The 11,894-nt window shown below is 68.8% G+C and carries 12 protein-coding genes; 6 read left to right on the top strand and 6 right to left on the bottom strand.

Features of this window, described 5'->3' with window-relative positions; genetic code table 11:
• Positions 1-164: 164 nt before the first annotated feature.
• The 3 genes from NL1_RS01050 to NL1_RS01040 form a co-directional block, all read right to left on the bottom strand.
• Entirely contained in the window at positions 165-416 is a 252-nt protein-coding gene (locus NL1_RS01050; RefSeq protein WP_067833041.1) for an RskA family anti-sigma factor, read from the bottom strand.
• 1 nt (position 417) lies between these two features.
• A complete protein-coding gene (locus NL1_RS01045; RefSeq protein WP_067833038.1) occupies positions 418-993 on the bottom strand; it encodes a sigma-70 family RNA polymerase sigma factor in 576 nt (191 codons plus the stop codon).
• Positions 994-1,452: 459 nt separating this feature from the next.
• The gene (locus NL1_RS01040) at positions 1,453-1,746 is read right to left on the bottom strand and encodes a WhiB family transcriptional regulator (protein ID WP_067784918.1); all 294 of its coding nucleotides are present in this window, start codon (positions 1,744-1,746) and stop codon (positions 1,453-1,455) included.
• Positions 1,747-2,414: 668 nt separating this feature from the next.
• Here NL1_RS01040 and NL1_RS01035 point away from each other — a divergent pair.
• The 3 genes from NL1_RS01035 (at position 2,415) to NL1_RS01025 (ending at position 5,053) form a co-directional block, all read left to right on the top strand.
• Entirely contained in the window at positions 2,415-3,224 is an 810-nt protein-coding gene (locus tag NL1_RS01035) for a hypothetical protein (protein WP_067833035.1), read from the top strand.
• Between the two features lie 145 nt (positions 3,225-3,369).
• On the top strand, positions 3,370-3,948 hold the full coding sequence (locus tag NL1_RS01030) for a sigma-70 family RNA polymerase sigma factor (RefSeq protein WP_067784912.1): 579 nt from the start codon (positions 3,370-3,372) through the stop codon (positions 3,946-3,948).
• Positions 3,949-4,039: 91 nt separating this feature from the next.
• On the top strand, positions 4,040-5,053 hold the full coding sequence (locus NL1_RS01025; protein ID WP_245673032.1) for an anti-sigma-D factor RsdA: 1,014 nt from the start codon (positions 4,040-4,042) through the stop codon (positions 5,051-5,053).
• A 222-nt stretch (positions 5,054-5,275) separates the two neighbouring features.
• Here NL1_RS01025 and NL1_RS01020 read toward each other — a convergent pair whose 3' ends face one another.
• Positions 5,276-5,689, bottom strand: a complete 414-nt coding sequence (locus tag NL1_RS01020) for a DUF5319 domain-containing protein (protein ID WP_011207424.1) — start codon at positions 5,687-5,689, stop codon at positions 5,276-5,278.
• A 227-nt stretch (positions 5,690-5,916) separates the two neighbouring features.
• On the opposite strand from NL1_RS01020, the gene guaB reads away from it, so the two are divergent.
• Positions 5,917-7,461 carry an IMP dehydrogenase gene (gene guaB, locus NL1_RS01015; RefSeq protein ID WP_281180757.1) on the top strand — a complete coding sequence of 515 codons (1,545 nt, stop codon included), beginning with the start codon at positions 5,917-5,919 and terminating at the stop codon, positions 7,459-7,461.
• Between the two features lie 392 nt (positions 7,462-7,853).
• Positions 7,854-9,014: a GuaB3 family IMP dehydrogenase-related protein gene (locus NL1_RS01010; protein ID WP_067833029.1), complete on the top strand. Its 1,161-nt coding sequence runs from the start codon at positions 7,854-7,856 to the stop codon at positions 9,012-9,014.
• 104 nt (positions 9,015-9,118) lie between these two features.
• Here NL1_RS01010 and NL1_RS01005 read toward each other — a convergent pair whose 3' ends face one another.
• Positions 9,119-9,916: an alpha/beta fold hydrolase gene (locus NL1_RS01005; protein WP_067833026.1), complete on the bottom strand. Its 798-nt coding sequence runs from the start codon at positions 9,914-9,916 to the stop codon at positions 9,119-9,121.
• 158 nt (positions 9,917-10,074) lie between these two features.
• Here NL1_RS01005 and guaA point away from each other — a divergent pair, with 158 nt between their 5' ends.
• The gene (gene guaA / locus NL1_RS01000) at positions 10,075-11,655 is read left to right on the top strand and encodes a glutamine-hydrolyzing GMP synthase (RefSeq protein ID WP_067833023.1); all 1,581 of its coding nucleotides are present in this window, start codon (positions 10,075-10,077) and stop codon (positions 11,653-11,655) included.
• 61 nt (positions 11,656-11,716) lie between these two features.
• Here the strand turns inward: guaA and NL1_RS00995 are convergent, their stop codons facing one another.
• Positions 11,717-11,890 carry a hypothetical protein gene (locus NL1_RS00995; RefSeq protein ID WP_156094588.1) on the bottom strand — a complete coding sequence of 58 codons (174 nt, stop codon included), beginning with the start codon at positions 11,888-11,890 and terminating at the stop codon, positions 11,717-11,719.
• Positions 11,891-11,894: the final 4 nt, after the last annotated feature.

Here is an 11,894-nt window from a genome sequence, read left to right as displayed (position 1 = left end):
GGGCGGGTCCGTTGCGGAGGCTACGGCGCAGCAGACGCGGCGGTTGCGCGCGGAAACCCGGTGGGGATGGCGAGCGGTCTCGCGGCGGTCGGCGCGTGGCGCGCGAACGTCATCGAAGGCCGGTGCCGAGCGCAGCCCGAGGCACGCCGGCTGGAGGGTGTAGCTCAGGAGGCGACGGGAGGTTGCTCGGCGGCGATGGCCGCGAGCAACCGTTCGCGAAGCGCGGCGGGCGGCGCGGTGGCCGTCACCGCCGCGAGGGCGGACAGAGCGTCTTTGGCCTGCTGCACCTCTGCGATGAACTCGGCGTGTAGCACCGGGTCCTCGCCGTCGAGCAATTCCTGTACCGCGTGATGGTCTTCGTCGTCGATCGATCCGAGCGCGACGGTGTGCGCGAGATCGATCTGGGCTTCGTTCATCTCACGTCACCCCCAAACTTTTCTTCAGTCGTGTCAATCCATCCCGAATCCGGGACTTAACGGTCGGTAACCCTACGCCGAGGTAGGTGGCCACCTCCGCATAGGTTCGGCCGCCGTAGTAGGCCAGCGAGATGGCTTCTCGCTGCGTTTCCGTGAGGCCGTTGAGTCCCGCGAGGACCGCCTGTTGTTCGAGCCTGCGCTCGACCTCTTCGGTCACCTCGTCGAACTCGTTGCCGAGAACCCGTATCCCATAGGCGACTTCGCGCAGGGTATGGGCCTGCTCGGCGCGGACCCGGTCGACGGCGCGCCGATGGGCGAGCGTCATCAACCACGTCACCGCCGACCCCTTCGCGGGGTCGAAACTGGCTGCGGTACGCCAGAGCTGGAGATACACCTCTTGCGTGGTCTCCTCCGCGTACCCCGGATCATGTAGCACCCGGAGCACCAGACCGAACACGCGCGCGCTCGTCCGGTCGTACAGTTCGGCGAAAGCTTTCTGATCGGACTGGCCGCAACGGTGCAAAAGAGCGGCTAGCTCGATGCTTTCGGCTGCGCGTGCCGACACCGCAGAATCCACACTCGGTGGGATGGCTTCTCTTCGGAACGAGTCGCCCTCTGCGGCTGGCGGCCGCGTTGTCACAACGCTCCATTCTGTGTCATCGGTCACTACCGTAGCGTGCCGCTATCGCCTCCTTCCAGTGGGGTGCCAGCGAACCGCAAGCAGCTCAGCTACTTTGCGGTGAACTCCCAAATGCCGGGCGAATTCAGATGTGACACGCCAACAGCTACCGCTCGCCACCGGGCCGACAACCATGCGGCTCCTGCTCGCCGCGAACGCGGGGTGCAGCGGTGGTGACCGCCTGATGCCGCGCGTCAGCGTCGGTTCCGAACTGCGACAGCGGTGTGCCATCACGCTCGGCCGGTGATCGTGCATCTGGTGTTCCAGTGGCCGGTTATTTGCTAGGCATTCGGCGCGCCGCGCGGTGCGGATGGGTCGCGGATTCGCGTCGTGGCTGGCAGGCGAGGGGGTCGCGGCTCAGACGGCCATGCGGCGGCGGTTGCGCCGCGCGTGCATCTCGCGCTCGGTCTCGGACATACCGCCCCAGATGCCGTACGGTTCGCTGACTTTCAGCGCGTGGCTGCGGCACTGCATGAGCACCGGGCAGGCGCGGCAGATCTCCTTGGCCCGCATTTCGCGCGCGGTGCGGGCGCGGCCCCGTTCACCGTCGGGATGGAAGAACACGGCGGAGTCCACGCCCCGGCAGGAACCGCGCATCTGCCAGTCCCAGACGTCGGCGTTCGGCCCGGGGAGGTGGGTCGGCATGGGCATGGTGAACTCCTCGTAATGCGAGCTCGTCGGCGTTGTCGAGCAGTTTGTCTGCAACGGTTGCGGGACGCATGCGATCGGCGGCGTCCCGCGGTGCCCTTCCGGCGCTGCAATTTCACGCGGCGCCGTCCGTGGCGATGAGTTACGTTAGGGGTAGCCGCGAAATTCCGTCAATAGTTCGGCGCACCGGTTTTCCAAATCCGGCAATGGCGAGATTTAACCTACCCGCTGTTTACTTTTAACGCTGGTTCCGGTGATACTGTTCGGTTGGCCAGAACGTGGCTAGGTGCTCGCTGTCTCAGGTGCGACCTGATTTCCCCTGGTCGTCGGCATTTTTTGGGACCGCTCACAGGTTACTGGTCCCATGGGGGACAGGTAACCGGCGTGACGGTGGCCACCGTGCGGCCTGTGCTCGAGCACATCCCAGATGGCGGAAACGGGGCATCGAGGTTAATTGCGCGAAACGCATGTGAATTTGTAGCGCGGATGATCTGGCAATGCCGGGGCGAGTTTTACCTGATGGAAACATGGGCCGCGTACCACAAAAGCTGACAAGTAGCCAGGGGCTCCACCTGGCATTTACTACGCGCGGTCGTCGGTCGCGGTCGGTATAGAGTTCGCCCGTGTTCGCGCCAGTTCCGACCGTGGATGTCCGATATGAAGTCCTCGCTATGGGAGCCTTCGGAGCTCGCCCCGGCCTCGCCGCTGCCGAGTTGCCGGCCGCCCGGGACGCCCTGGGTTCCTGGCACCGGGCGGTGATTCTCGGGGGGCAGGGCCACTACGCCGCGGCCCGTGTGCAACTGGCCGCGGTGCGGCGGCGGACCGCCGATCCGGTGCTGCTTTCGCTGGCCGCGAGCACCGAGGGCTCGCTGCTGCGTCAACTCGGCTGGCACGCCGTGGCGTCCGGCCCAGACGGACGGGCCGCCGCGCTGGCCTTGCCGGGCGGCGCACTCGCACTCGCTCCCGAGGGGGCCGCCCCGGATCGCATCGACGCGATCTGCGATGCCCTCACCGGTCTGGCCGCCGACGCGCTCGGCACGGGTCGCCTCGCCCTGGCGCGGCGACTGCTCGACCGGAGCCGCGCCGCCCTCGATCCGGACGGTCTGCGGTGGCGCGCCTGGATCCGCTGGCACTGGGTCAGTGCCGAGACCGCGTTGGCGTCGGGCGCGGCAGGGGAAGCGCTGCCACATACCCGCGAAGCCCTCGCCCTCGCCGAGGCCGCGCCCTCGGTGCGGCACCGCGTCAAGTCCAGGCTCCTCGTGGCCGCCGCGACGGCCGCATCGGGTGATATCGAACAAGCCCGCGCGCTGGCCGACACGGTGGCCGCCGAATGCCGTGCGCACGACCTTCTTCCACTGCGCTGGGCGTGCGCGATGCTGCGTGCCGGCCTGTCCGATCCGGCCGCGGCGGGCGAGGCCGAAGAGTGCGCAGCCGGAATAGCCCGTCGTGGCGGGCGTTTTCGGCCGCACGGCACCGCGTAGCCGTCGGCGATGCGTTCTCGAGACAAGTGACCATGTTGCTCGGTTCCATGCTGTGTATCGCTATTGTTAGATCCGTTCCGCCGCATCCGCGGAAGCACAGGTCATCGGACCGGTGCCACTTGTAACGCCAGGAATATCTCTGACGATGACGCACACGGGCGAAGAGTTGGACCTCGCCGTCGCTGCCGCTGCGCAGGGCGACAGATCCGCTTTAGCTCAGGTACTAGAGCTGATCCGCCCGCTGGTTGTCCGGTACTGCCGCGCGCGTATCGGCGCGGCGGAGCGAGGACAGCTCTCAGCGGACGACGTTGCGCAGGAGGTATGTCTGGCCGTGATGACAGCCTTGCCCAGGTATCAAGACCAGGGCAGGCCCTTCATGGCCTTCGTATACGGAATCGCTTCGCACAAGGTCGCCGACGCACACCGCAACGCCGCCCGTAACAAGGCGGAGGCGATGGCCGAAGTACCAGATGTCATATCCACCGACCAAGGACCGGAACAGCGAGCTCTCGAATCGGAGACGAGCAGGCAGATGAACCGTTTGCTCGCCACTCTCCCTGAAAAGCATCGAGAGATCCTGATCCTGCGATTGGTCATGGGTTTGTCAGCAGAAGAAACCGCGGTCGCCGTGGGCAGTACGGCGGGCGCGATACGGGTGGCCCAGCACAGGGCACTCGCGAAACTGAAGTCACAAGTGGCGAGGGCAGGTGAAATGTATGGCTAGGGATGGCGAGCGCGGTCGGGGTGACTGGAAGGCGCGACGTGGATCGCGAAACAGCGGTCCCTACGCCGGGGGGACTGGTGACACCGGACCGGTGGACATCGCAGCGGTACGCCGCGACGATGCTCTGATCGACGCCATCGCCAGCGATGGACCGGTACAGACCGATAGCGCGGAGGAGTTTCAGCTGGCCGCGCTGCTCGCGGATTGGCGTGCGGAGCTGATTTCGCCGCCGGTTCCGGGCGATCCGGATCTGGACGCAGTCTTTGCCGCGGTCAACCAGGAGATCGGCGCGCGCAAGATTCGAGTCGGCGCAGTCAACCGTGGCCGTTTGCGGCTTGTCGGACCGATCGCGGGAACCGCGGCGGCACTGGCACTGGTCTTCGGCGGTGTGACGGCGTTCTCCTACAGCGCCGAGCCCGGCGATCCGCTGTGGCGGGTCAAGGAGGTCGTGTTCAGCGAGCAGGCGCAGACCACCGTGGTGCAGCGCGCAGGCAACGAGCTGGACCAGGCCGAGCGGGCACTGGCGCAAAACAATGCGGCGCAGGCGAAGGCGCTGCTGGAGCGCGCCTCGGTGAACGTCGACCAGGTCAGCGACTCCGGCAAGAAGCAGGATCTGCAGTCCGAATGGCAGAAGCTGCTCACCCAGCTACGGGGCATCTCTCCGGAGGCGGCGGCCGCGCTCGAGGAGTCGATCACGTCGACCCAGCCGCAGCCGACCGGCACCACCGGCACCACCGCTCCCACGACGACGCAGCCTGCGCGCGAGACCACCACCAACACCAACATGATGGTGCCGCCGATCTCGGCGACCACGCCGCAGACCACCATGGAACCGACCGTGCCGGTGCCGACCAGGCCGGCCACCGAACCGCCGTTAGTAACCACAGTGCCGAACACCACACCTGTCGAGCAGCCGCCGACCCAGGTGCCGACCACCCCGCAGCAGGTGCCGACGTCGGTGGTCGTGCCCACTGGCGGAGACGTCGAAGCCCCGACACAGCCGGCGACGCGGTCGCCGATCGTGGAGGACGGGCCGGGCACGGTCATCGTTCCGAGTGTTCCGAGTGTTCCGAGCGCGCCCGCGGGCCAGATTCCGGGCAACTGAGTTCGGGCGTAAGCGAGTTCGGTATCGAACGCAGCCTGCCGGAGGTCCGGTCGGTTGCTCAATGGATCCCCTTGTGATCCGGTGTCGTACGACACACCGCGGAAGAGTGCGCGCACGCCTGTGCCGGGCGTGTCGCGGAGGGCGCCACCCGAACATTTGCGCGTAGACCGATCGCCGACCGGCAGTCGGCATTTCGTCGTGTTCAGGTGGGGGACCGCGGGATCAGCTGTCGAAGCCGTCGAACCCGTCGCCGTGAAATGCTTCGTTCATCGACGCGTCCGCGTAGCCCCGGCAGTAGTCCCAGGTGACGTATGCCTCGGGCGTCGGATCGTAGGCGGGCTCGTGCGGCCGCACCGTGCCGTCGACCAACAACTGAAGCAGGTTGGCGCGCAACATGTCCCAGTCGTGGTAATGGTCCTGCCTGCAGTCTTCGCAGCTGACGACCAGCCCGCGGATTCCGCGGTGCGCAAGCAGCGCTTCGTAGACTGCGAGATCGGCGAGATCCTCCTCGACCGCAAGGCGCTCGTGGGGATCCAGCGGCTCGCCGGGCTCGATGGCGTCGAGCGCGGCGGACGGGTCGGAGGGGTCTCCGGCGAACGGATCCGGCGGCAAGCCAGGTGGTAGATGGTCACGCACACACCCACGGTACGCAGAACAGGGTGGTCTGCGCCAGCTATGTAGGGTGCCAGTTTCGCGGACGGGCTCGGTCATCGACGAGTTTGCGGGACAGATACCATAGGTGGCAGGCGCCGGACAGTTACCGACACGCTGACCTCGCCGCCACCGTCCATTCCATCAGTTGTGCGCGACGCCGGTGCATCCGGTGTCTCTCGCTTTCGACGTTCCAGGAGGGGTCGATCCGAATGAGTAATCCCGTACCGGGCGAACGACTCGCAGTCCGCCCCCCTACGGGTGGCGACGACCCGAACAAGATCGCCATGCTCGGCCTCACGTTCGACGACGTGCTGCTGCTGCCCGCCGCATCGGATCTGATTCCCAGCTCGGTGGAGACCTCGAGTCAGCTCACCAGGGAGATCCGGCTGCGCACCCCGCTGGTGAGTTCGGCCATGGACACCGTCACCGAGGCGCGGATGGCCATCGCGATGGCGCGCGCGGGCGGCATGGGCGTGCTGCACCGCAACCTGTCCGCCGCCGACCAGGCCGCGCAGGTGGAGACGGTCAAGCGCTCCGAGGCCGGCATGGTGACCGATCCGGTGACCTGTCGCCCGAGCGACACGCTGGCCGAGGTCGACGCCATGTGCGCCCGGTTCCGCATCTCCGGCCTTCCGGTGGTGGACGAGACCGGCGCCCTCGTGGGCATCATCACCAACCGCGACATGCGCTTCGAGGTGGACCAGGACCGCCGCGTCGCCGACGTGATGACCAAGGCTCCGCTGATCACCGCCCAGGAGGGCGTCACCGCCGAAGCCGCGCTCGGACTGCTGCGCCGCCACAAGGTGGAGAAGCTGCCGATCGTGGACGGCAACGGCCGCCTGCGCGGGCTCATCACCGTCAAGGACTTCGTCAAGACCGACCAGTACCCGAACGCCACCAAGGACCGCGACGGCCGCCTGCTGGTCGGCGCCGCGGTGGGCGTCGGCGAGGACGCGTGGTCGCGCGCCATGACCCTGGCCGACGCGGGTGTGGACGTGCTGATCGTCGACACCGCGCACGGCCACCAGGTGCAGGTGCTGCAGATGGTCGCCAAGGTCAAGGCCGAGGTCGGCGACCGCATCCAGGTGGTCGGCGGCAACGTCGCCACCCGGGCGGGCGCGGCCGCGCTGGTCGAAGCGGGCGCCGACGCGGTGAAGGTGGGTGTGGGCCCCGGCTCCATCTGCACCACCCGCGTGGTCGCCGGCGTCGGCGCGCCGCAGATCACCGCGATCCTCGAGGCCGTCGCCGCGTGCAAGCCGCACGGCGTTCCGGTCATCGCCGACGGCGGCATCCAGTTCTCCGGCGACATCGCCAAGGCCATCGCCGCGGGCGCGTCCACCGTGATGCTCGGCTCGCTGCTGGCGGGCACGGCCGAATCGCCCGGCGAGCTGATCCTGGTGGGCGGCAAGCAGTTCAAGAGCTACCGCGGCATGGGCTCGCTCGGCGCCATGCAGGGCCGCGGCCAGGCCAAGTCGTTCTCCAAGGACCGCTACTTCCAGGACGACGTGCTCGCCGAGGACAAGCTGGTGCCCGAGGGCATCGAGGGCCGCGTGCCCTTCCGCGGCCCGGTCAACCAGGTGATCCACCAACTCGTCGGCGGTCTGCGGGCGGGCATGGGCTACACCGGCGCGCAGTCCATCGCGGAGCTGCAGGAAGCCCAGTTCGTGCAGATCACCGCGGCGGGCCTGAAGGAGAGCCACCCGCACGACATCACGATGACGGTCGAAGCGCCGAACTACACCGGCCGCAGCTGACGTAACCGACGCGAGCCCCGGCAGCCGGACGACCTGCCATCGCAGGCCCGGCTACCGCGGGTAGCGCGGGGAAGGCCCGCCCCTGACAGCGTCGGCGGTCGAGTTCGGGACACCGGCGCCCCTCCGGTTTTCGATGCGAGGTACGGGACGCGATTGCGATCCGAGTGGGTACCCCGTGCATGATTAACCTGTTCGCGAGTCGACGCGCCCGCACGGGCGCTCCCTCCCGACCACCCCGAGGGCGAGTCTTACGAGCCCGTTCGCGGCCGTCTCGCTTCCGAGCGGTCGAAGCGCATGCGACGAAGTCGCGAGTCTCGACCGCTCGGAAGCGAGACATAAGGGCCGCGAACACGCGCGCACCAGCGCGCCAAAAACACCGAAAGGACAGACAAGTGCGCGACATGGTCGAGATCGGCATGGGCCGGACGGCCCGGCGTACCTACGAACTGGACGATGTCGACATCGTTCCCTCGCGGCGTACCCGCTCGTCGAAGCAGGTGTCGCTGGGTTGGCAGCTCGACGCCTACCGGTTCGAGATTCCGTTCCTCGCGCATCCGACCGACGCACTGGTGTCGCCGAAGTTCGCCATCGAGCTCGGCCGTCTCGGCGGGCTCGGCGTGATCAACGGCGAGGGCCTGTGGGCCAGGCACGCCGATGTCGAGGCCAAGATCGATCAGCTGCTCGAGCTGGTCGGCAAGGGCGGCTACGAGCGCGCGGTCGCCCTGTTGCAGGAGCTGCACGCGGCGCCGATGCAGCCGGATCTGCTCGCGACCGCGGTGGCCGAGGTGCGCGCTGCGGGCGTGACCGTCGCCGTGCGGGTCAGCCCGCAGAACGCCCGCGCGTTGACTCCGGCGCTGTTGCAGGCGGGCATCGATCTGCTCGTCGTGCACGGCACCATCATTTCCGCGGAGCACGTCGGCGACGGCGAGCCGCTGAACATGAAGACCTTCATCGCGGAGCTGGACGTGCCCGTCGTCGCGGGCGGCGTCAGCGACCACCGCACCGCGCTGCACCTGATGCGCACCGGCGCCGCGGGCGTGATCGTGGGCTACGGCTCCTTCCCCGGTGCGACGACCACCGGCGAGGTGCTCGGCATCGGGGTGCCGATGGCCACCGCCATCGCCGACGCCGCGGCCGCGCGCCGCGATTACCTGGACGAGACCGGTGGCCGCTATGTGCACGTCATCGCGGACGGCGATATCGCCACGTCCGGTCACCTGGCGAAGGCGATCGCCTGCGGCGCCGACGCCGCCATGCTCGGGGTGCCGCTGGCGCTGGCCGCCGAGGCGCCCGGCCGCGGCTGGTACTGGCCGTCGGCCGCCGCGCACCCGTCGGTGCCGCGCGGTTCGCTGCTGCACGTGGACGATCCGTGGGATCTGGGTGGCGAGTCCACCGAGCAGGTGCGGCCGAGCCTGGAGCGGGTGCTGTTCGGTCCGTCCGACGATCCGTTCGGCTCGCTGAACCTGGTCGGCGGCCTGCGCCGCTCGATGGCGAAGGCCGGGTACTCGGACCTGAAGGAGTTTCAGAAGGTCGGACTCAGCGTTCGCGCCTGATCGCGGCGGGCGTCCGCGCCCGTCGTCCCGCGTGTTCTTCGAGCCCGCGCCCTACGATCGGGCGCGGGCTCCGCGCTGCTCGGGGGCCGTTCGGATCGGTGTCACTACACGTGCGTCGGCCGCACGTGGTCGCGGAGGAACTGCCGGATCGTGTGATTCACCGGTTCCGGGTGGGTCATGGTGACCGCGAGGCGGGCGCCCGCGATCTCCACGTAGGTCGCGGACGCCAGACCCTCGGCCAGTTGTTTGGCCCGGTCGTGCGTGATGCCGCTGTCGGTGGCGTGGATGACCAGTGCGGGACAGGTGATTTCGGGAAGCCGGTCGAGCACCGACTCCCTGGCGAGCAGGCAGCCCGCGGCGACCTCGATGTTCTGCCGGTCGCGGCCGAGCCAGCGTTTGGTCCAGATCTCCCGGTACCAGGCGTCGTCGCCGATCAGCCAGCTGGCGAGCCGTCGGACCGCGATCTCCCTGCTGTCGTCGTCGTACCACTCGTCGAGGAAGCGTTGGGTGGCCGTGGACTGCTCGGGCGTCGGCCCGTGCGCCTCGGTGCTGATGAGGATGAGGCCCGCGATCCGCTCGGGTGCGATGAGTGCGGCGCGGAGCGCGGTGAAGCCGCCCTGCGCGGTGCCGCCGACCACCGCGCGCTCGGCGCCCAGCTGGTCGAGCACCGTCAGCGCGTCGCGCGCCGCGGTCCAGTACGTGAAGGGTAGGCCCTGATCTTTCGTGCGTCCGTGGCCGCGGGCATCCCAGGACACGATCCGGAATTCCGGCGCGAGCGCGGCCACCTGTGAAGCGAACATGGTGCGGTCCATGAGGAATTCGTGCGCTAGCAACACCACCGGACCGTCCCCGCCGCTGTCCTCGTAATGGATGTCGGCGTCTATCGCACGGGCGAAGGGCACCGCAAGAGGATAACGAGCCGCGGCAGGGTCGACGCGGGATTCGGGCCGCCCGCTTCGAGATAGCCGGAGGATGTCGGGAGCGCCCGGCGCCCGCGCAGACAACGTGCCTGCACAGGGGCATGCCCGTTGGTTCGGGCGCGCACCCGGCTCACTAGACTGTGGCCGTGGCAGAATCCCAGAGACCGGTCCTCGTCGTCGACTTCGGTGCCCAATACGCTCAGCTGATCGCCCGGCGGGTGCGCGAGGCAAGCGTGTACTCCGAGGTGATTCCGCATACCACCACCGTCGAGGAGATCGCCGACAAGAACCCGCTCGCGGTGATTCTGTCCGGCGGCCCGGCGAGTGTGTACACCGAGGGCGCGCCGCAGCTGGATCCTCGGCTCTTCGATCTGGAGCTGCCGGTCTTCGGCATCTGCTACGGCTTCCAGGCGATGGCCCAAGCGCTCGGCGGCACCGTCGCCCACACCGGCACCCGCGAGTACGGCCGCACCGAACTGAACATCGACGGCGGTCTGCTGCACGGTGGTCTGCCCACCATCCAGCCGGTGTGGATGAGCCACGGTGACGCGGTCACCGACGCGCCGGAGGGCTTCGAGGTCACCGGCACCACCGCGGGTGCGCCGGTCGCCGCGTTCGAGGACAGGGCCCGTCGCCTGGCGGGCGTGCAGTACCACCCCGAGGTGCTGCACTCGCCGCACGGCCAGCAGGTGCTCAGCCGCTTCCTGCACGAGCTCGCCGGCATCCCGGCCGCGTGGACGCCCGCCAACATCGCCGACGCGCTGATCACGCAGGTCCGCGAGCAGGTCGGCGACGGGCACGCGATCTGCGGCCTGTCCGGCGGCGTGGACAGCGCCGTCGCGGCCGCGCTCGTGCAGCGCGCCATCGGCGACCGGCTGACCTGTGTGTTCGTCGATCACGGCCTGCTGCGCTCCGGCGAACGCGAGCAGGTGCAGAAGGATTTCGTCGCCGCGACGGGCGCCAAGCTGGTCACCGTCGACGCGGTGGACAAGTTCCTCGGCGAGCTGAAGGGCGTCACCGATCCCGAGGAGAAGCGCAAGATCATCGGCCGCGAGTTCATTCGCTCCTTCGAGGACGCGGTGAGCGAGGTCGTCGCCGCGCACGGCGCCGAGGACGGCCAGGCGCCCAAGGTCGAGTTCCTGGTGCAGGGCACCCTGTACCCGGACGTGGTGGAGTCCGGCGGCGGCAGCGGCACGGCGAACATCAAGTCGCACCACAATGTCGGCGGGCTGCCGGAGGATCTGGAGTTCGAGCTCGTCGAGCCGCTGCGGCTGCTGTTCAAGGACGAGGTCCGCGCGGTCGGTCGCGAGCTCGGCCTGCCCGAGGAAATCGTTGCGCGCCAGCCGTTCCCGGGTCCGGGTCTGGCCATCCGCATCGTCGGCGAGGTCACCGGGGATCGCCTTGCCACGCTGCGACAGGCCGACGCGATCGCCCGTGAGGAGCTCACCGCGGCGGGGCTGGACCGCCAGATCTGGCAGTGCCCGGTGGTGCTGCTCGCCGATGTGCGCAGCGTCGGCGTGCAGGGCGACGGCCGCACCTACGGTCACCCGATCGTGCTGCGCCCGGTCTCCAGTGAGGACGCCATGACGGCCGACTGGACCCGCCTGCCTTACGAAGTGCTGGAGCGCATTTCGACCCGCATCACCAACGAGGTCGCCGAGGTCAACCGTGTCGTCCTCGATGTCACCAGCAAGCCGCCGGGCACCATCGAGTGGGAGTGATCCCGAGAGCCACGACGGCCCCCGCACACGGTGTGTGCGGGGGCCGTCGGCGTTTCGGGATTCAGTCGGTCCCGGCGCGGCTCCAGCCGTGGCCGAGGACGACGTGGCCGAGCAGCGAGCCGCCGCCGACATAGGCCCTCGCGGGCGTGACCGGCACGATCCGCGCGACGGGCGTGCCCGGTCGTTGTGGTGGTGCCGGATCGGCCGCGTCGGTCTCGAATTGTTCTCGCGCCACGGGG

Source organism: Nocardia lijiangensis NBRC 108240 (assembly GCF_001613045.1).
GTDB classification, from domain to species: Bacteria; Actinomycetota; Actinomycetes; order Mycobacteriales; family Mycobacteriaceae; genus Nocardia; species Nocardia lijiangensis.
Note: the sequence above shows the minus strand (reverse complement) of the source record. Positions and strands in the feature narration are given on the sequence as shown.

Excerpts from the sequence above, each read along its gene's own strand:
- NL1_RS01050 (WP_067833041.1), bottom strand. The coding sequence starts at position 416 with ATGAACGAAGCCCAGATCGATCTCGCGCACACCGTCGCGCTCGGATCG.
- NL1_RS01040 (WP_067784918.1), bottom strand. The coding sequence starts at position 1,746 with ATGCCCATGCCGACCCACCTCCCCGGGCCGAACGCCGACGTCTGGGAC.
- NL1_RS01035 (WP_067833035.1), top strand. The coding sequence starts at position 2,415 with ATGGGAGCCTTCGGAGCTCGCCCCGGCCTCGCCGCTGCCGAGTTGCCG.
- NL1_RS01030 (WP_067784912.1), top strand. The coding sequence starts at position 3,370 with ATGACGCACACGGGCGAAGAGTTGGACCTCGCCGTCGCTGCCGCTGCG.
- guaB (WP_281180757.1), top strand. The coding sequence starts at position 5,917 with ATGAGTAATCCCGTACCGGGCGAACGACTCGCAGTCCGCCCCCCTACG.